Source organism: Cytobacillus purgationiresistens (assembly GCF_030813235.1).
GTDB lineage: Bacteria > Bacillota > Bacilli > Bacillales > Cytobacillaceae > Cytobacillus > Cytobacillus purgationiresistens.
On sequence record NZ_JAUSUB010000001.1, the window covers coordinates 237,268 to 256,749 of the forward strand.

General features: G+C 36.8%; 25 protein-coding genes. 19 read left to right on the forward strand and 6 right to left on the reverse strand.

The window, feature by feature from the left end:
* The first annotated feature begins 3 nt into the window (after positions 1-3).
* The 3 genes from J2S17_RS01255 to J2S17_RS01265 all read left to right on the forward strand — a co-directional run bounded on the left by J2S17_RS01255 (position 4) and on the right by J2S17_RS01265 (position 2,417).
* A complete protein-coding gene (locus J2S17_RS01255) occupies positions 4-507 on the forward strand; it encodes a GNAT family N-acetyltransferase (RefSeq protein WP_307471114.1) in 504 nt (167 codons plus the stop codon).
* A gap of 997 nt (positions 508-1,504) precedes the next feature.
* Positions 1,505-1,828: a YqfO family protein gene (locus J2S17_RS01260; RefSeq protein ID WP_307471116.1), complete on the forward strand. Its 324-nt coding sequence runs from the start codon at positions 1,505-1,507 to the stop codon at positions 1,826-1,828.
* Between the two features lie 307 nt (positions 1,829-2,135).
* Positions 2,136-2,417, forward strand: coding sequence for a hypothetical protein (locus J2S17_RS01265; protein ID WP_307471118.1), 282 nt, complete (start codon positions 2,136-2,138; stop codon positions 2,415-2,417).
* Between the two features lie 55 nt (positions 2,418-2,472).
* Here J2S17_RS01265 and J2S17_RS01270 read toward each other — a convergent pair whose 3' ends face one another.
* Together J2S17_RS01270 and J2S17_RS01275 are read right to left on the reverse strand one after the other, a co-directional pair.
* Positions 2,473-2,622, reverse strand: a complete 150-nt coding sequence (locus J2S17_RS01270; RefSeq protein WP_307471120.1) for a hypothetical protein — start codon at positions 2,620-2,622, stop codon at positions 2,473-2,475.
* 62 nt (positions 2,623-2,684) lie between these two features.
* Positions 2,685-2,960 carry a hypothetical protein gene (locus tag J2S17_RS01275; RefSeq protein WP_307471122.1) on the reverse strand — a complete coding sequence of 92 codons (276 nt, stop codon included), beginning with the start codon at positions 2,958-2,960 and terminating at the stop codon, positions 2,685-2,687.
* 417 nt (positions 2,961-3,377) lie between these two features.
* On the opposite strand from J2S17_RS01275, the gene ytvI reads away from it, so the two are divergent.
* The 9 genes from ytvI to J2S17_RS01320 all read left to right on the forward strand — a co-directional run bounded on the left by ytvI (position 3,378) and on the right by J2S17_RS01320 (position 10,784).
* A complete protein-coding gene (gene ytvI, locus J2S17_RS01280; protein WP_307471124.1) occupies positions 3,378-4,478 on the forward strand; it encodes a sporulation integral membrane protein YtvI in 1,101 nt (366 codons plus the stop codon).
* A 66-nt stretch (positions 4,479-4,544) separates the two neighbouring features.
* A complete protein-coding gene (locus J2S17_RS01285) occupies positions 4,545-5,816 on the forward strand; it encodes an alpha/beta hydrolase family protein (RefSeq protein ID WP_307471125.1) in 1,272 nt (423 codons plus the stop codon).
* A gap of 150 nt (positions 5,817-5,966) precedes the next feature.
* The gene (locus J2S17_RS01290) at positions 5,967-6,413 is read left to right on the forward strand and encodes a GNAT family N-acetyltransferase (RefSeq protein ID WP_307471127.1); all 447 of its coding nucleotides are present in this window, start codon (positions 5,967-5,969) and stop codon (positions 6,411-6,413) included.
* A gap of 255 nt (positions 6,414-6,668) precedes the next feature.
* Positions 6,669-8,312, forward strand: a complete 1,644-nt coding sequence (locus J2S17_RS01295; RefSeq protein ID WP_307471575.1) for an AMP-binding protein — start codon at positions 6,669-6,671, stop codon at positions 8,310-8,312.
* Between the two features lie 120 nt (positions 8,313-8,432).
* The gene (locus J2S17_RS01300) at positions 8,433-8,591 is read left to right on the forward strand and encodes a hypothetical protein (protein ID WP_307471129.1); all 159 of its coding nucleotides are present in this window, start codon (positions 8,433-8,435) and stop codon (positions 8,589-8,591) included.
* Positions 8,592-8,661: 70 nt separating this feature from the next.
* On the forward strand, positions 8,662-9,540 hold the full coding sequence (locus J2S17_RS01305) for a gamma-glutamylcyclotransferase family protein (protein ID WP_307471130.1): 879 nt from the start codon (positions 8,662-8,664) through the stop codon (positions 9,538-9,540).
* Between the two features lie 58 nt (positions 9,541-9,598).
* On the forward strand, positions 9,599-9,814 hold the full coding sequence (locus J2S17_RS01310) for a hypothetical protein (RefSeq protein ID WP_307471132.1): 216 nt from the start codon (positions 9,599-9,601) through the stop codon (positions 9,812-9,814).
* A gap of 69 nt (positions 9,815-9,883) precedes the next feature.
* Positions 9,884-10,087, forward strand: a complete 204-nt coding sequence (locus J2S17_RS01315) for a DUF6501 family protein (RefSeq protein ID WP_307471134.1) — start codon at positions 9,884-9,886, stop codon at positions 10,085-10,087.
* 112 nt (positions 10,088-10,199) lie between these two features.
* Entirely contained in the window at positions 10,200-10,784 is a 585-nt protein-coding gene (locus J2S17_RS01320; RefSeq protein WP_307471136.1) for a GNAT family N-acetyltransferase, read from the forward strand.
* Between the two features lie 122 nt (positions 10,785-10,906).
* Here the strand turns inward: J2S17_RS01320 and J2S17_RS01325 are convergent, their stop codons facing one another.
* Positions 10,907-11,524, reverse strand: coding sequence for a YhcN/YlaJ family sporulation lipoprotein (locus J2S17_RS01325; protein ID WP_307471138.1), 618 nt, complete (start codon positions 11,522-11,524; stop codon positions 10,907-10,909).
* A gap of 103 nt (positions 11,525-11,627) precedes the next feature.
* Here J2S17_RS01325 and crcB (J2S17_RS01330) point away from each other — a divergent pair, with 103 nt between their 5' ends.
* The 3 genes from crcB (J2S17_RS01330) (at position 11,628) to J2S17_RS01340 (ending at position 13,405) form a co-directional block, all read left to right on the forward strand.
* The gene (gene crcB, locus J2S17_RS01330) at positions 11,628-12,008 is read left to right on the forward strand and encodes a fluoride efflux transporter CrcB (RefSeq protein ID WP_307471140.1); all 381 of its coding nucleotides are present in this window, start codon (positions 11,628-11,630) and stop codon (positions 12,006-12,008) included.
* The gene (gene crcB, locus J2S17_RS01335) at positions 12,008-12,370 is read left to right on the forward strand and encodes a fluoride efflux transporter CrcB (protein WP_307471142.1); all 363 of its coding nucleotides are present in this window, start codon (positions 12,008-12,010) and stop codon (positions 12,368-12,370) included. The genes crcB (J2S17_RS01330) and crcB (J2S17_RS01335) overlap by 1 nt, the downstream gene beginning before the upstream one ends.
* A 108-nt stretch (positions 12,371-12,478) precedes the next feature.
* Positions 12,479-13,405: a lysylphosphatidylglycerol synthase domain-containing protein gene (locus J2S17_RS01340; protein ID WP_307471144.1), complete on the forward strand. Its 927-nt coding sequence runs from the start codon at positions 12,479-12,481 to the stop codon at positions 13,403-13,405.
* Between the two features lie 54 nt (positions 13,406-13,459).
* Here J2S17_RS01340 and J2S17_RS01345 read toward each other — a convergent pair whose 3' ends face one another.
* Together J2S17_RS01345 and J2S17_RS01350 are read right to left on the reverse strand one after the other, a co-directional pair.
* Positions 13,460-14,044: a biotin transporter BioY gene (locus tag J2S17_RS01345; protein WP_307471147.1), complete on the reverse strand. Its 585-nt coding sequence runs from the start codon at positions 14,042-14,044 to the stop codon at positions 13,460-13,462.
* A 109-nt stretch (positions 14,045-14,153) separates the two neighbouring features.
* Complete coding sequence (locus J2S17_RS01350; protein ID WP_307471149.1) at positions 14,154-14,633, reverse strand: DinB family protein; 480 nt, start codon at positions 14,631-14,633, stop codon at positions 14,154-14,156.
* 203 nt (positions 14,634-14,836) lie between these two features.
* Here J2S17_RS01350 and J2S17_RS01355 point away from each other — a divergent pair, with 203 nt between their 5' ends.
* From J2S17_RS01355 to nadE, 4 genes are read left to right on the forward strand one after another with little or no spacing between them, the layout of a single operon-like run.
* Positions 14,837-15,589 carry an NUDIX hydrolase gene (locus J2S17_RS01355; protein WP_307471151.1) on the forward strand — a complete coding sequence of 251 codons (753 nt, stop codon included), beginning with the start codon at positions 14,837-14,839 and terminating at the stop codon, positions 15,587-15,589.
* A 23-nt stretch (positions 15,590-15,612) separates the two neighbouring features.
* Positions 15,613-16,155, forward strand: a complete 543-nt coding sequence (locus tag J2S17_RS01360) for a cysteine hydrolase family protein (protein WP_307471153.1) — start codon at positions 15,613-15,615, stop codon at positions 16,153-16,155.
* A gap of 20 nt (positions 16,156-16,175) precedes the next feature.
* Entirely contained in the window at positions 16,176-17,651 is a 1,476-nt protein-coding gene (locus J2S17_RS01365) for a nicotinate phosphoribosyltransferase (RefSeq protein ID WP_307471155.1), read from the forward strand.
* 14 nt (positions 17,652-17,665) lie between these two features.
* Positions 17,666-18,487 (forward strand): NAD(+) synthase, encoded by an 822-nt coding sequence (gene nadE / locus J2S17_RS01370; RefSeq protein ID WP_307471157.1) that lies wholly within the window; start codon positions 17,666-17,668, stop codon positions 18,485-18,487.
* A 326-nt stretch (positions 18,488-18,813) separates the two neighbouring features.
* Here the strand turns inward: nadE and J2S17_RS01375 are convergent, their stop codons facing one another.
* Positions 18,814-19,413, reverse strand: a complete 600-nt coding sequence (locus J2S17_RS01375; RefSeq protein ID WP_307471160.1) for an undecaprenyl-diphosphatase — start codon at positions 19,411-19,413, stop codon at positions 18,814-18,816.
* Positions 19,414-19,482 lie beyond the last annotated feature (69 nt).

The window sequence follows — 19,482 nt, forward strand, 5'->3', positions numbered from 1 at the left end:
TCAATGATTGTACATGAAACGGAAAGGATAGCATTAAAAGTGCTGGATCATTCAGATGAGGCTGCTGTAGAAATGATCTGGTCCAATGCCCAAGTCATGAAACTAAGCGGTGGAGCCATAGCGAAAGAAAAGATTTCTAAAATCATTCAATGGTATAAAGAATGTCACAAAACCTATGGATTATCTGTATATGCAGTCATTGAGAAAAGTTCGGGAGAATTAATAGGCACTGCTGGATTTAACATAACCGATTCCGTGAAAAAAATTGAAATCATTGCCCACTTTAGACAAACCAGCTGGGGAAAAGGATATGCAACAGAAGCAATTATATCATGTATAAACATGGCAAAAAATCATGGAAAAGTAAAAACCATACATGCCTCCGCAGATACGAACAACCTAGCATCCGCAAAAATAATGCAAAAACTAGATTTTAAATATCAGGGCAAGGAATGGTTTGAAGATACAAAACAGGAAGAACTCGTATTTGAATATAAATTTCAGTAAAAAACCACAGGTGTCCTATGAAATTTTTATAGGGCACTCTTTTTATCTGGAATGTTGAGGTGATTGACTGGTGAAAGAACAAATTCTAGTCGAGAGCAAAATAAAGCCTCTGTGTGATAAAGTTTGCAACTAGTGCCCGGAAGAGAGGAAATCAAGTCCGTTGGGTAACTAGTTAGCACAACTAGTGCCCGGAAGAGAGGAAATCAAGTCGAAAGGGTAACTAGTTAGCGCAACTAGTGCCCGGAAGAGAGGAAATCAAGTCGAAAGGGTAACTAGTTAGCGCAACTAGTGCCCGGAAGAGAGGAAAACAAGTCGAAAGGGTAACTAGTTAGCACAACTAGTGCCCGGAAGAGAGGAAATCAAGTCCGTTGGGTAACTAGTTAGCGCAACTAGTGCCCGGAAGAGAGGAAAACAAGTCGAAAGGGTAACTAGTTAGCGCAACTAGTGCCGGAAGAGAGGAAAACAAGTCGAAAGGGTAACTAGTTAGCGCACCTAGTGCCCGGAAGAGAGGAAATCAAGTCAAAAGGGTAACTAGTTAGCGCAACTAGTGCCCGGAAGAGAAGAAAACAAGTCGAAAGGGTAACTAGTTAGCGCACCTAGTGCCCGGAAGAGAGGAAAACAAGTCGAAAGGGTAACTAGTTAGCGCACCTAGTGCCCGGAAGAGAGGAAAACAAGTCTAAAGGGTAACTAGTTAGCACAACTAGTGCCCGGAAGAGAGGAAAACAAGTCAAAAGGGTAACTAGTTAGCGCACCTAGTGCCCGGAAGAGAGGAAATCAAGTCCGTTGGGTAACTAGTAGAAGAAACTAATACCCTGGGTATCATTAATTATTATCAGCATCTTCATCTCTATCATAGGAATAGTAATCCTTGATGTTCCGAGACTTCTTGCAACAAAAGTGGAACATTCTATAGGATAAACGATGGATGAATAGTATGATATAAACTGAAGGCAAGATTTTGGCCATCAGTTTTTTAAAATAAAGAGAGGAGAGTGAGATGAATATCAAATATGTGAAGTTTGAAATTCTGCTGCCGGAAAAATATATTGAAGAGATGAGAAATCAATTAAATCGTGTTGGTATGTTAACGGTGGGCAATTATGATCAAGTTGTATCTTATACTCATGTGCAAGGCTTTTGGCGCCCTCTGGCAGAAGCGGAACCTTTTCATGGAGAAAAAGGAGTCATATCATCGGGGACTGAATGCAGACTGGAGTTTAGATGCCTTAATAATCGCATGGATGAAGCGAAAGAAATTATTCAGTCAGTCCATCCTTATGAAGAACCTATTATCAATATCATACCATTATTAAATGAATGATAAAGCTAAGCGGGAATCGATGTCTTTTCATGAATGCCATCATTTGGCCGCAAATTTGAATGACTTTAAATATCCATGGTGCATTGCAGGATGGTGAGCAATAGACTTACATATTGGCACAGAAGCGAGAAGCCACCATGATATTGAAATAAGTATTTTTCGTAAACATCAACATCATTTAAAGTAGTATATGCATGAGTGGGCTTTTTCAAAAGTAATGAATGGGATTCTTACTCCTTGGGAGGATGATTTTTTATGTTTACCTATTCATGAAATTCATGCAGTGCATTAGACGAAATCACTTCAATTGGAAATATTGCTTAATGAAGAAAAAGAGAATGAGTGGATATTTAGAAGAGATCCGTCCATTACTAATCCAATCGAAAAAGTTATATTTATGTCTGAATATAATATGCCATATTTAAACCCCGCTATTGTTTTATTATACATATCCAAAAAGACGAGGAAGCAAGATCATCATGATTTTGAAAACATCGTGTCACATGTAACAATGGAACAATCAGACTGGCTTTACTCCGCCATACAAAAACAGAATCGAGAACATCCTTGGTTACTATCTTTAATCTGATACAATTTGACCTTATATTGTATCAGTCGGTCTTATTATATTTTAAATATAATAATTAATTTATCCCGCTGATTTTACTATTTCTTTGTTTAACACGAATGAACGCTTTATAGCCTAATTGTTCTAAAGTTTCACCATTTGTATTCGTATCGGCAACTTCCAATACATAATCATTATATAGAGAAAGTGAAAATATGTGGTTCATAATCGATGAAGCTACACCTTGCCCTCGATGCTTAAGAGAAGCCGTAACAAATTCAATGGATGCTATTCCTTCCCCAGATACAATTCTCGCTTGAGTATAAATGCTGCTAGCGTTTCTTTCACTAATCCTAGGTGTTTGCGAAATTCTTTCCCTTGAATGCTAACGGAAGGATTTTTTCCATCTGTGCAAGCTATCATGCCGATAACCTCTCCATCCACTATTGCAACATAGAAAAAGTTTGAATTAAACATATGAGAAAAAGTAAGTTTCAAACGATTCGAGTCTTTTGAAAAGAAAGTGAAGTGTTTTCCAAATCCTTCGACAAAAATTGCGCTCATTTCCTGTTTTATATGGTCATCGAGTTGATCTGCGCGGATGATTTCGATTTAAAAAACTCCTTTCAAATTCGCAAAAGCTTCAAGTTAAAGTCTATTTGGATATTAAAAACATAGTACTATATTATACAACAAAATGCATAAAAGATTTTGGGTAAAGGATATGCTTATAGACGCTTTTCATTTTTTTATCGAAAATGAGGCAAGCTGTGATGAAATAGAGCCTAGTAGGTGATAGTATAGATAGATGGGAACAATTATGTTTCTATAGCATTCTCATATCTATAGTAATTTCAGCCATAGATTAACCGTAATATACACAAAAGACTATAACCATAAATACATTTGAGTTATTACACTATTTTTTAATCAAAGCTTTGAATAACTATTGAAAAAACCAGTTTATCTTAAGGAGGATCCATGAAATTCAGTAAATCTATGTTAAAAAAAGGATTTTTGATTCTTGCTTTAATCTTGGCAGGTATCTTTATCTATCTGAATTTTTCAGCATTCATGCCAGTCTTGCTTGCTTTATTGACGGCTTTGATTTTTGAACCGTTTATTCGAATGCTGCAAAAGTACTTAAAAAGCGAGAAAAGGCTTCTTTCGGTGACAATCGTATTCTTATTGTTCGTTGTGATATGCAGTTTTATTTTATACATAAGTGTTAAATATGTATTTGGTAAAATATATGAATGGTCGATGCTGGTTCCTCAATATGCCTCGGAAATTGAAAGGGCAATTAATAGTACAGTGAAGAATCTCCAACAATCGCTAGAGGGTATTCCCGAAGGAGATCTCCTTATAACTGAGATGAACAATATCACTCACAGTATAGTGGACCGGGTTTTACAATTTGTAACAAATTTTATTGGCTTATTAGCTGATTGGTTACAAGCGATTCCTAATATGCTATTTGTAGGTATCTTTTATTTGATTATTTTGTTTTTATTCAGCTTGGAACTTCCAAAAATCAAAAACAATTTTTTCAAATTATTTAAAACGGAAACTTCAAATAAACTTCGCTATGTAACGCAAAAGATGGGAGTTGTTTTTCTAGGATATTGGAAAGCACAATTCATTTTGAGCGTTGGAGTATTTCTAATTTGTTATGTATGTTTGCTATTCATTTCACCAAAAATAGCCCTTTTTATGTCCTTTATCATTTGGATTGTCGATATAATTCCTCTCTATGTTGGACCAGCACTTGTGCTTGTTCCATGGGGATTAATTATGATTTTACTCGGAAATTCAGTGATGGGTATTCAGCTCATGATATTGGCATTTGTTTTATTAATTGTAAGAAGAATTATTGAACCTAAAGTCTTAGGCGATTCAATTGGATTAAATGCGCTCCCAACTGTGTTATCTATGTATTTCGGATTTGTTTTCTTTGGGGTATTGGGTCTTATTGCAGGTCCATTTGTATATATTGCGATTCGCTCAGCGAAAGAAGCAGGTTTATTTAATCGTAAAACGGCTGAAGTATCAAAGGACAGTAAAACTAGTCCAAGCGATTGATTTATTTTGAAATTTGAATCTTTTTTAAGCCTCTTCCGTACGAATGTGTGGAGGGGGTTTTTTTCTGTGAAAAAAGCGATATATAAAGCTGTATTTATAAGTTTGATCATATTGATTTCAGGTTGTTCTAATGAAAAAAAAGAGGATGAGAATATGACGATCAATGAGGAAATGTTAGGGGCGTGGGAAGGATCTATCGATATCCCTCAATCTCCATTATCAATCATATTGAAGCTGGAAGAAGAAGGAGGGACTTTATCTGTACCAGTGCAAAATCTAGTAGATTATCCATTTTCTAATGTTGTATACAATAGTGACGATGCCAATTTGACAATGAATCTGAATGGATCAAAAATTGCCATCAAACTCAGCTTGAGTGAGGGGAAATTAAAAGGCACTTTTTCACAAAATGGCGGAACATTTCCTTTGGAGCTTACACCTTATGAAGAGGAAGAAAAGACTTATACTGAAATTGAAATTGACACAGAAGGAGGTAAGTTAAAAGCTGCGCTTCAGTTGCCTGAAGGAGATGGCCCCTATCCATTGTCCGTCATTATAGCTGGCTCTGGACCGACAGATAAAAATGGCAATACGATTGGTGCACCAGGGAAAAATGATAGCTTAAAGATGCTGGCAGAGAGCCTAGCAGCAGAAGGAATAGCATCCATTCGCTATGATAAGAGAGGAATAGGCGATAATGCAAAGTTAGAAGAGAAGGAAGAAGATTTGCGGCTGGAGGATTTTGTTACAGACGCTGAAGCACTTGTAGAGTACGCAAGAGCTGATTCTCAATTTTCTACAGTCAGCATTATCGGTCATAGTGAGGGGTCGCTAATAGGGATGCTAGCTTCTATTAAAAGCAAAACAGATTCCTTTGTTTCAATGGCTGGTCCTGCTAGATCCGCAGATGCTATATTATTAGATCAATTACAAGGACAATTACCGCCAGAATTAATGAAAGAAGCAAAGGAAGCCATTGAACAATTAAGAAAAGGTAAAACCGTTGATCAGTTATCTCCAGAGCTCCAGGCATTATTTAGACCATCAGTTCAGCCATATTTAATTTCATGGTTTGCTTATGAACCAAAAACAGTGATTAACGATATAGATGCGCCTATATTAATTATCAATGGGACCTATGATCTTCAAGTTCCCCATAGGGAAGCAGAAATGTTAAAAGCGGCAGAATCAACAGCCGAGTTATTCATTATTGAAGAAATGAATCATATTCTCAAAAAAGCACCAGCGGATGAAGATGGAAATCTTGCAACGTATCTCAATCCTGATTTACCGATTGTTCCTGAATTAATCACAAGCATAACCCAATTTTTAAAATAATCGTGGAAAAGAAGAGTCTGGCATAAATGGATGCATTCAATTAGATGGAAGAAAGGTAAGAATACAGAAGGACTATTCTTTTGAGTGTCGAATCAAGTTTAAAATACTTATAAATTAAAGGGTGAAACTATGAATTTATCACACATAGATATGAATGAAAGATTAGCCAGCGAAATTTTGACTTGGAAATATGAACCACCATATGATTTTTATAATAATAAATTAAATGAAGAATCTGTTCAAGAAATGGTATCAAATCATTATTATGCAGCCTTCAATGGCGAGGAATTATTAGGTTTTTTTTGTTATGGACAATCAGCACAGGTTCCAGCAGGAAATGAATATAGTGCATATGACTTGGACTGCATTGATATTGGTCTTGGAATGAAACCTACTCAGACCGGCAAGGGAATGGGTAGCGAATTTCTATCCTATATTTTAAACGATGCAGAACAAGCTCACCTTAACAAGTCACATAGGCTGACAGTTGCTAATTTTAATGTACGGGCGATTCGTCTCTATCGGAAATTTGGCTTTGTATCAAAGGTGGAATTTAGTAATGATAAGTGTACATTTTTGGTGATGGAAAGGGAGTAAAGAATGAAGGGCTGGAGATGGCACACTCGATTATTCATCGAACAAAATAGCATTATCATGAATATTTATACGATATGAGAGTATTAATCTAATTTTTAACCAAGAAAGCAGGAATTCAATCAAATGAATAAGAATATATTAAATATTCTTATTCATTTGCGATACCTACTAGTTCTCTTCCAACCAATATAAATGTAAGCGTTTTATTAAAGGATGAATGACTGATTACAAAAAGGGGATGAAAGAATGTCTGAATTGTTATCAATAACAGTTGGGAAGCTTTTAGAAGAAAAAGCAGCGCTCCATCCTAATCATGAAGCTCTCGTATATGCCGATAGAGATTTAAGAATGTCCTATCAGCAATTTAATCAACATTGCCGCAAAGTAGCTAAAGGATTGATGAAGCTTGGACTTGAAAAGGGGGAGCATATTGCTGCATGGTCGACAAATACGCCGGAATGGGTAACGACCCAATTTGCAACAGGAAAAATCGGGGCAGTGCTTGTTACGGTAAATACGAATTATCGTACAGCAGAGCTGGAATATTTATTGCAGCAATCAGATGCTACTACCATACTATTAATGGAAAAATTCAGAGATGATTCGTATATAGACATGTTGTATGAGATTATACCTGAACTTAAAACGAGCGAACCAGGTCGGTTGAAAAGTGATAAACTTCCATTCTTGAAAAATGTAATTGTTCTTGGAGATAAAAGGTTTCCGGGTACATATAGCTGGGATGATATTCTAGGGTTAAGTGAAAGTGTTACTGAAGATCAGCTGGAACAAAGATTAGACAGCCTACATCCAGATGATGTCATTAATATGCAATATACATCAGGAACAACCGGTTTTCCTAAAGGCGTAATGCTGACACATAATAATGTGGTGAACAATGCTTATAACATTGCTAGCTGCATGAAGCTGGGGAAAACAGACCGTTTATGCATTCCAGTCCCATTTTTCCATTGCTTCGGCTGTGTAATTGGTACACTTGCCTCTGTATCTGTCGGTGCTACAATGGTTCCTGTCCAGGAATTCAACCCAAAACGGGTAATGCAGACGGTCCAAGATGAGAAATGTACCGCACTTCATGGGGTGCCAACGATGTTCATCGCCGAATTAAATGATCCAGATTTCGCACAATATGAACTTTCTACATTGCGAACAGGTGTGATGGCAGGCTCGAATTGTCCAATAGAGGTGATGAAGGCTGTAATAGAGAAAATGGGAGCTGGCGAAATCACTATTTGCTATGGGCAAACTGAATCATCGCCAGTCATAACTCAAACGAGAACGGATGATCCAATCGAGCTTCGGGTAGAATCAGTCGGGCGAGCATTGCCTAATGTAGAAGTGAAAATTGTTGAGCCGGGCACGAATAATGAGGTTGAATACGGTGTCCAAGGAGAACTATGCTCAAGAGGCTATCATGTGATGAAGGGATATTATAAAAACCCTGAAGCTACAAAGCAGGCGATAGATGTAGAGGGCTGGCTGCATACTGGAGACTTGGCAGTGATGGATGAAAATGGCTATTGTAAAGTAACGGGAAGACTGAAAGATATGGTTATTCGCGGTGGTGAAAATATTTATCCGCGTGAGATTGAAGAGTTCCTCTACAGCCACCCAGATATCCTGGATGTACAAGTTGTTGGAATACCTGATGCAGTGTATGGCGAGGAAGTTGTTGCCTGGATTATTGTAAAAGAAGGGACGCAGCTAACAAGTGAGGATGTCCGAAGCTTTTGTAAAGGAAAAATATCACGTCATAAAATTCCGAAATATATAGAATTCACGGATGCTTATCCGATGACAGCTTCAGGGAAAATACAAAAATATCGTTTGCGGGAAAATGCAGTGAAAGCAGTGAAAGAGAGTAAAACTACCACTTAATGACTCTGCTCTCCCTAAGTCTCATTCTAAAGTCTTAATGTATTTCAGCCGGATTGCCAATGTTTGTCAGGTTGATTGAGAATACACTATAGAAGAGAAGTGTAAAGGGAGGGAAAGTATATGAACCTTGATATCTATACCCTAGAGAAGATGCGGAAGCAAAGGGAAGAAGAGCTGAAAGCATTATATCATTATGACGATTTAAAAATGAAAAACAACAAGAAAATCCTATGTTGCTTGCCATGGTTCAATCGGCTGGATTATTGCCAATGTACTTAAATTCATGGGGCGAAGTGCAGAATGCTTCGTCCATGGATTTATTTTACCTGAACGAACAGAGGTGTGAAAAATGGAGAATGGTGCCTATTTATTTGTATATGGTACATTGCGTAAGCATGAACACAACCATCATTTACTAAATAACAGCATTTGTATTGCAGAGCAAGCATGGGTGTTTGGAAACTTATTTGACTCTGGACAAGAATATCCAACCCTGATGGTAAAGGATAAAAGTGATAAAGTATACGGTGAATTATACCAGGTTCCTTCGCATCATTTTAAAGAATTGGATGAGTTGGAGGACTATGTTCCCGGAAGAAAGAATAACCTATATGAACGGATTGAGCAGACGGTCTTTACAGATGCTGGTGAAAAATCAGCTTTTGTTTATGTGATAATCGAAGAGCCATCACAAGCTAAAAAAATCAGATATGGTGATTGGAAGCTCTATCATTTAATAAATAATTGCCCAGAGACAACCTATTATTTTGCCTATGGTTCATGCATGGATACGGAAAGATTCAGCAAGGCACAGGCTGACCAATACTTTATGGATGTAAAAGGAGCGGCAGTGTTAATAAATTATTCCATGGGTTATACATTCAAATGCCCAGATGGTGGTCGAGCGGATATCATTGAAGGAGAAGGGGAAACGGAAGGAATCCTGTATGAAATACCCTATGAAGGTGTAGAATATTTATTCGAACGAGAAGGCTTTCACGAGGGTTCTTACCGCCCTGCGTTCGTCGATGTACAAGTTGCAGGAAAGGTGATAAAGGATGTTCTCACCTTCCACGTTTATAATAAAAAGGAAGAATTTGCTCCACCTGTTCATTATGCAACAGAAATTTTACGGGGGGCAAAAGGACGGGTAAGCCAAGCTTATTATCAACAACTTTTAAAAAAGTTAGAAGACTTAGAAGTTAAAATGAATGAAATAAATGTTTGAAACAGGCTATCCAGGTGGTATATATCATTGTCACCAACAATGAAAGAAGGTCATCCAAATGAACATAATTACGGATAATAGCTTCTTCGAAATAGTCTATGACCGGCAGCGATTTGATTACTTACAATTCATAAGAATAGATCATATTTGTGATATCGTCTATATTACTTTTAAGAATGCCTTTACCAGTGAAATGTATACCTTTGAAAAAGATAAGATAAGTAAATTTAAAAAAATAATTAATATTTTCCCAGGATTTAATGTAAATCATTAAGAATCATGTTGCAGACAGCGAATTGTTTTCTTTATACTAGTAGAGAGAGAACATGAAGGAGTGGCATAAATGATTCATGAAAATTGGCATGAACGCGAAACATTAAAACATGTGAAATGCGTACATACAAATGCAGCTAAATATATTGTTAATAGAGCTTTAACAGAAGGCAAAGAGTATGAAGTGAAAAATGAAACAGAGGAATTTTATTTCATTATTGATAATTCAGGTAAAGTCAGCGGCTTCTACAAGGATTATTTTCAAGATGCATAATAAAAGTCTCTAATGAGAGAAAACTGTCAGTATCACACTGACAGTTTTCTTGTTGTGTACTTTTTAAATTGAATGGTTCCAAAAAATGAATAGCTTGAAAGAAGGGGAGAGTATGAACCGCGATTTTTCATTGTCTGGAGAAGTAATTGACTTACTGCCATTAAGACAAGAGCATCTCATTCCATTATGGAAAGCCGGAGAACCGGAAGAAATTTGGACGTATATGGCAACTAAAATACATACGATCGCCGAAATGAAAACGAATATTCTACAAGCCATTGATGAAAGAGAGCAGGGAATTACAATCCCTTTTGCTGTATATCATAAAGAGCTGAAAAAGATAGTAGGCAGCACAAGGTTTCTCGATATATCCGAAAAAAATAATAGTGCTGAAATTGGTTCTACCTGGTATCATCCATCTGTATGGAAATCAAGAGTGAATACCGAATGTAAATATTTATTATTAGGTCATGCCTTCGAAAACTGGAAGATGACAAGGGTGTTTTTTAAAACGGACGGTCGGAATATTCAGTCACAAACAGCGATTGCTCGTTTGGGCGCAGTAAAAGAAGGAACTTTAAGAAAAGATAAAGTAATAACTGATGGTTATGTACGCGATTCGGTCTACTATAGTGTTTTGCAGGAAGAATGGTCGGTTGTTAAAGCCAATTTAGAGCGGAAGCTTAGAATCAATTAGCATATGTAATGAAATACCACCATCTAAGGTGATATCCTAATAGATGGTGGTATTTCATGAGTTGCATAAAAGGCATTATGTTGAGGTATATAGTTGTTTAAAGAAATATAGGCATTTACGCTTTACTCTCTATTTGGGAACATTCTTCTTACGGTTTCATTGAATTCTTCAAAAAAGCCTTTTACTGGTTTGCCGTTGCGGATATCGTTTGCATACGTGTCTACACGATTGTAAAAATCTGGGTTTACAGAGACATATACTTGCTCAATATCTTGATCAACAGATTTTATTTGATCGGAAATTTTCCGTTCGATATCTTTTGTTAATTCTTGGTTTTTTCCGCCCTGAAGTGTAGCAGCAACATATGCGTTATTATCGGTGACAATTACATTCGCTCTTTTTACTTCTTCCATATCAGCCACTTTGTCGGCAGCTTTATCAGCGACAACCATTTTATTATTGTTATTATTGTTGTTATTGTTGTTGTCATTGTTGTTGTCATTGTTGTTTTTATTCACGACATTTCTTGTGTGGATATTATGGTCGATGTTTGGTTCATGCCGATCGCCATTATAATCCCTATTGTTATAGTTCACTCGTGTAGGTTCATTTACATCTGGTGCACGAACAGCTGTATCGTTCAAGTTGTTATCATTATTCATACCGCAAGCTGATAAAAGAATTCCACTTGCAACAGCAACAGCAAATACTTTATTTTTCAATTGAATCAACCCTTTCATTGGTTTTACACACTTAGGTTGCCAATTAAAACATTACTTATTCATCCAAATAACCAACATGTTTAATGTTAAAATGAGAATGACAATGAAGGAGGGTGAGGACATGATGACCTATTTATTAATTGGACTTGGCGGGGTATTTGGAAGTGTCCTCAGGTATACAATTTCCTTAGTGACAGCGAATATGTGGGGTAGTCATTTTCCGTTTGCAACCTTAATCGTAAATATTATCGGTGCGTTTTTATTGGGGTTTCTTACAACCTATGGAAATAAACTAAAAGAGCAATATCAGCTTGCCATAGGAACTGGAGCGATTGGATCATTTACCACTTTATCAGCAATAAGTGGAGAAACTATGCTCTTATTTAATAATGGACTATATATTAGTGCTGCTTTATACATGTTGGCTAGCGTGTTGGGAGGGTTGACAGCAGCATTTGGTGGATATACTCTTGGGAAAAAAATTGTGAGTGATTCCGCTTGATGGTTAATTTTGTTTCGGTTGCTGCTGGTGGTTTTTTAGGTGCGATTTTAAGATATGTATTGATGGTATTTATTAAAAAACGTTTCCAATCAACTATTCCAATGGGAACACTTTTCGTAAATTTATTTGGATCCTTTTTACTGGGGATTTTATTAGGTTTGCATTTAAAGGAAAATATTTATGGGCTTTTAGGGATAGGATTTATCGGTGCATTTACAACTTTTTCGACACTTCAAGTGGAAGTCATACAATTATGGCTTTTACACAAGAAGAAAGAGGCAATTTTATATGTTATCCTTACTTTTATTGGTGGGGTAATTTGTTCAACGCTTGGATATACCTTAGTAAATAAGTTTGTGTGACATGCTTCTTAAATATGAATGTAAAGAATAAGTTATTATAAATAAGATCGAGTGAAAAAGAGGAGAGTTATGCAATGGATATAAACAACGTAAGTAAGGTGGAGCATCTTGTCCATCCTAAAAAATAAGAAAATAATAACAACCGTAAAATATGCGGTGCCTTGTATGATTTTGGTATTAATCTTTTTTGAAGCAAAAAGTTTTTTCACTCATTTTAATTGGGCTCTATTGGAGCATTATTTGGACAGGTTATCGATTATGAGTGTCATATTTATTTTTATTCTTGGACTAGTGGCACTTGTACCAATGTTTTTCTATGATGTCATCTTAAATCGGCTTTTGAAAATAAGAATTCCAGCAAAAAAACTGATAGGTTATTCTTTATCTGCAAATGCTTACTCTAATCTTATCGGATTTGGTGGAGTCGCTGGTGCGACCTTGCGCACCATTTACTATAGACCATATGTTTCGAGTGAAATTCCTTATATAAAAATAATAGCCAAGCTATCACTTTTTTACTTAAGCGGCCTTTCCGTTCTGGCCTGGTTTGTTTTATTTTCAAATAATCAACTGTTTTCTGAACTCAGACTGGTTCATGTTGCTGTATGGGGAATTGCTTTATATGCACCCATTCTGTTGATTGTCTTTCTTTTAAAGCGAAAGCTATGGGATCTTTCAAATGTAAAAAGGGAATTTATTTCCGAGTTAATGATGATATCGGTTTTTGAATGGCTATTTGTTGTGATATGTATATGGGGAATCACGAATATCATGGGTGAGTCAATATCATTACTTGCAGCATTTCCCATTGTTATTTTAGCTGCCTGCGCTGGAATTGCCAGCATGCTTCCGGGAGGAATCGGATCATTTGATCTCGTTTTATTACTAGGTTTTGAAGCACAGGGGATCCCTGGAGAGCTCGGGCTCCTTGTCTTGATGTTCTATCGGGGAAGCTATTATATTGTACCAGCATTATTAGGCACACCTATAGCAATTAATGTACTATGGGGGAAGCTTAAACCAAATAGATTTTAATAAAAAACGAGAAGGTGTATGAACCTTCTCGTTTTTACATTTAAATAAAGAGCCTTATGCAACTTTGTTATCTTTCTCTTTTAATCGTTCTGGGAAAAGCAGTTTGGCAGATATCAAGCGTTGGCGTGTAAGGATACCGATCCAGGAAGCAAGGAACGCTTTTACTAAGCCGACTATAATAAAAGGCATAAATCCAGTCATAAAGGCAGCCGTCCATGAAAGGTTTGCTGCAATTTTTAACCAAGCTGTTCCGAAAATCAAAGTGATAATCATTCCGATTGTATTTGCAATCATCGCATTTTTGATAGTAAACGAGGTTTTTTCTAAGTATAATCCCATGATAAAAACAGTTGGTATATAGCCAATCAAATAACCGCCCGTTGGTCCGACCAACTTGCTCACTCCGCCTGAAAACTCGGCGAATACAGGTACGCCAGCTGCACCAATGGCGAGATAGAGAAGTACAGATATCGTGCCATACCTAGAGCCTAGTATGGTAGCAGCCAGCCCAATTGCTAATGTTTGGCCAGTTATTGGGACTAAGGGTAATGGAATAAACAATTGTGCCATAATCCCAATAATTGCTGCAAATAGTGCTGTAAGAATGAGAGAACGTAATTTAAGCTGATCTTTTGTCATTATGAATGATTCCCCTTTCATGTGTAAACCAAATATGCATTATAGTTTACATTATAAAAAAGGGATGCCAGTTGTGTCAACTTTTTTTATTGTAGGGTAACATACAAGCTTATTTCATTAATTTTTTGCATTCACGGTGGATTCTTTTTATCGTTTCCATATGCAATGCTTCATGGTAAGCGCTGAATAATAGTGTTTCACCAACAGTATAAAAGGTAATTCCAGCACGATTCTTAAAAGGAGTTGGAAGCTTATGTGTAAAATTGGTTTTTATGGCTTGTTCAACTCTTGTACTTTGCTTTTCCATTTCTTTTAGTATTTCATTTAAGGATGGGGGATTATCAACCCAATCCGATGGTTTTGTTCCTGCGGCAAACAAATTCTCATACAGCTGAGGGATCTGTTTATCTTCGCCATACGCTCCAAAGACAAGTAACTCTTGAACATATACAATATGACCATAATTCCAGCGAATATTGTTATTATATCCATGTGGAATAATATCTGCTGAATCTTCTTTAATCCTGCTTAATGAATTCTCAGTAATTGAACGCACCGTCTTCAAATGATTAATAATACTTTCTTCCATGTCATCATCCTCCTTCTATTTTTATTACAAATTCGTGATGGGCCTTCTTATTTCCTACCTTTTGCGAAGGAATCAATTCTCCTTTAAAGGAAATGATAAAGGCAATCATTATTAGTTGAATTTTTTTTTTGATTGTGTAAAATATAATTAACAATTATCATTTTGTTAATTATATATAGTGGGACGGTGACAGTATTTCATTTATGACTGATAAAAAATATCGCACACCTGATGGATATACAGCAGATATTTCCGTATTCACCATCCTCACTGAAGAATTAAAAGCGTTTACGCCACCTATTATGTCATTGAAAATCATGCTCATTAAACGTGCAGATTTAACGATCGAAGGGGACGCAAATATAGAGGCAGGCAAGTGGGCTTTACCTGGAGGCTTCGTTCAACCAGATGAAGACGCCTATCAAGCTGCAGAAAGAGAACTCACTGAAGAAACTGGTATAACCGGTATACATATGAAACATTTTGGGGTATATGATAAACCTGGCCGCGACCCTCGTGGGTGGATTATATCCAATGCACATTATGCAATTGTGCCAGAACATCATTTATTAAAAAGAAAAGCGAGTGACGATGCTGATCAAGTGGAGCTTTTCTCAGTAGATGAAGCCCTCCAATTTGACTTGGCATTTGATCACAAACAAATTATTAAGGCTGCAGTGAGTGTAATCACACGGGAGATTTTGCAGACAACAGCAGCAAAGAATTTCTTGCCTAAGGAATTTACCTATTCAGAATTGCAGGCTGTTTTATCAACTGTGACTAAAGATTCAGCAATCTTAAACGAGCAAGCATTCGCAAGAAAAATTAAAGCCTTGCCATTTATTGAGTTAGTTGAAGGGAAAACAACTCAAAGAACTTCAAAAAAAGGGGCAAAGCTTTACAGATTTAATAATATGGAAATTTTAAAACCAATCTATACCGCAAGATATAATTAGTTATATGGGAGTGGTGAGGGTACGTGAAAAAAGCATTAATCAATATTGATTATACGAATGATTTTGTCACAGGTGCATTGCCATGCGGACAACCAGCTATCGAGATTGAAAATGAGATTAATAGGATAACAAAACAATTCATTGATGAAGGGGAATATACAGTTTTCGCCATTGATCTGCATCATGAAGACGACCCGTATCATCCTGAAACGCCGCTTTATCCACCGCATAATATAGAAGGTACAGAAGGAAGAAATTTATATGGTAAGCTTGACGCGCTTTACGATAAGAATCAATCATCTGATCATGTAGTGTGGATGGATAAAACGAGGTATAGTGCCTTTGCCGGAACTGATTTAGAAATGAAACTCAGAGAAAGAAATATTACCGAGGTTCACTTGGTTGGTGTTTGTACTGATATTTGTGTGCTCCACACAGCAGTGGATGCCTACAACAAGGGTTTTAAAATAATTATATATGAGAATGCAACTGCAAGTTTTAATCAAATAGGGCATGAATGGGCACTTCAACACTTTAAATCATCCATGAACGCGGTTGTGAAATAAAGAAAAAGGGGTATTTTTTAATGAATAAGCCATATCCAGACGACAGCATGACATTACATACGGATCTTTATCAAATCAATATGGCCCAAACGTATTGGCAAGACGGTATCCACAATAAAAAAGCTGTTTTCGATTTATATTTTAGAAAGCTTCCCTTTGGGAATGGCTATGGAATCTTTGCTGGTTTAGAAAGAGCCATTGAGTTTATAAAGGCTTTTAAATTCTCTGAAACGGACATTGTCTATTTACGTGAAGAGTTGAACTATCCAGAAGCCTTTTTAGACTACTTAGCTACGCTTACTTTTACAGGATCTATCAGATCCATGGAAGAGGGCGAGATTGTCTTTGCAAATGAACCAATGGTTAGAATAGAAGCACCGCTTGCTCAGGCACAATTAATTGAAACAGCACTCTTAAATATCATCAACTATCAAACATTAATTGCGACAAAAGCGGCGAGAATTAAAGAAGTACTTGATAATGGAATCGCAATGGAATTCGGATCAAGAAGAGCACAAGAAATGGATGCTGGTGTGTGGGGAGCGCGTGCGACTTTTATTGGCGGATTCCACGCAACATCCAATACAAGAGCTGGGAAAATGTTTAATATTCCAGTCGCAGGTACACATGCACATTCACTTGTACAAGCTTATCAGGATGAATACACTGCCTTTCATAAATATGCCGCTACACATAAAGACTGCACATTTTTAGTAGATACTTATGATACGCTTCGTTCAGGTGTACCAACTGCGATTAAAGTAGCTAAAGAATTAGGAGATAAAATTAACTTTGCTGGTATCAGAATTGATAGCGGAGATTTAGCGTACCTTTCTAAAGAAGCAAGAAAAATGCTGGATGAAGCTGGTTTTACTAACACAAAAATCGTAGCTTCAAATGATCTGGATGAATACACTATTATGAATCTTAAAGCTCAAGGAGCAAAAATAGACACATGGGGGATTGGCACAAAGTTAATTACAGGCTATGATCAGCCAGCTCTAGGTGCAGTGTATAAAATGGTTTCCATCGAAAATGAAAAAGGCGAGATGGAAGATACAATCAAAATAAGCGGAAATCCTGAAAAAGTTACAACTCCTGGATTAAAAAAGGTTTATCGAATCATAAATAAGGAAAACCATAAATCAGAGGGCGACTATATTGCTCTAGAAGAAGAAAATCCATCAGAGCAAGAGCGCTTAAAAATGTTCCATCCCATTCACACGTATATTAGCAAGTTTGTTACTAACTTTGAGGCGAGAGATTTGCACAAAAATATCTTCGTCGATGGAGAGCTAGTTTATGAAACACCATCGCTCAAGGAAGTTCAAACCTACGCAAAAGAGAATTTAGACTTATTATGGCACGAGTACCGCAGGTCATTAAACCCTGAGGAATACCCGGTTGATCTAAGTCCAATGTGCTGGGAAAATAAAATCAAGCAGATTGACAATGTAAAACAGAAAGTAAAGGCAAAGATTAATCAAAACTTCTAAAGGGAGATGTTATGATGTCAATGCAAGAAAAGATCATCCAAGCACTGAACGTAAAGCCAGAGATTGACCCAAAAGAAGAAATAAAAACAAGGGTCAAATTTTTAAAAGATTATTTATTAAAATCTGGCGCTAAAGGTTATGTTTTAGGTATAAGCGGTGGTCAGGATTCTTCATTAGCCGGAAGACTAGCCCAATTAGCTGCTGAGGAGTTACGAGAAGAAGGACATGATTCTACCTTTGTTGCTGTAAGACTTCCTTATGGTGAACAGCATGATGAAGATGATGCACAGCTTGCACTCAAGTTCATCCAAGCTGATCATGAATATACTTATAACGTGAAGAAACCAGTAGATGAAATACAAACGGCTTATGATGAAGTAATGAAAGAAAAACCTCTCAAGGATTTTCATAAAGGTAATGTGAAAGCACGTATGAGAATGATTGCTCACTATGCATTTGGCGGTCAAATGGGGCTACTTGTTATTGGAACAGATCACGCAGCAGAAGCAGTAACAGGCTTCTTCACCAAGTTCGGTGACGGCGGAGCCGATGTCCTCCCACTCTCTGGATTATCAAAACGCCAAGGTAAGCTCCTACTAAAGGAATTAGGCGCAGAGGAGAGAATCTATTTAAAAATGCCAACTGCTGACCTTTTAGACCAAACACCTGGACAGGCAGATGAAACAGAGCTCGGTATCACGTATGATGAGCTGGATGATTATTTAGAAGGTAAAGAAGTTACAGCAGAAGTGGCTGAGAAGGTCGAAAAACGCTATCTCATAACGGAGCATAAGAGACAACTTCCGGCTTCCATGCACGATGACTGGTGGAAATAAAAACAAACCACAGCCAATTTAATTAAGGCTGTGGTTTGTTTTATATTGCGAAAGTGTTTTTGTGAATTGAGAAGGAAAAAGATACCTATCAAAAAAGGTAATCAATCGGAGGGTTAGATGCCCAAATCGATTAGATAAGAATCAAAAAGGGAACTAATCGGAGAGTTAGATTAGATGCCCAAATCGATTAGATATCTATCAGAAAGGGAACTAACCAGCACACTAGTTTCAAATTAAAACCCATGAATGCATCTGCCTCTTAAAATAAAAAAAAAGAAAACCCAACAAATGATTCTAAAATCATCTTCTGGGTCATCTCTATATTTTTATTGATCAAATTCTTTGTTTCTTTCTTTTTTAGCAGGCAGGATTTTTTCTTCTATTCGTTCGTATACTCCTAATAAGTTTTGAACAATAGGAAGCCTTGGAAGAAGATAATACATGAATACTGCACTTAATGCAGCAAGCAGTGCACCGACCAATACATCAAATGGGTAGTGAACACCAACCCATACCCTTGAGATTCCTACCAGGATGGCAAGTATTAGCCAAGCAAAGTTCTTTTTATTGAACAACCAAAAAGCCACACAAAACGAAAAGAATAAAATCGTATGATCACTTGGAAACGAATTATTTGCAGCCTTGTCTATCAGCAAGTTTACATTGGATAATTCAACAAATGGCTGATAATTAAAATGCAGCTTACCTGCTAACTTCCCCAGGATCTCTGCCAAAATAAAAGCGAATCCAGCCGTTAAAATCATATAACGATTTTTTTCTTTTCTGGTAAACCAGTAAATCAGTGTCAATAATGCCAACGCATATACAGTATACTCTGCAATAAAAATAAAAAGAGAATTTAAAGACGGATACTCGAAGCCTAAATCATTAATAGCTCTAAAAAGCGAAATGTTTACTTCATTCATTTAGATAACCTTTTTTAACCTTTCTGATTATATCTCATTAGCTGCTCCAATTTGAAGATTGGACTCATA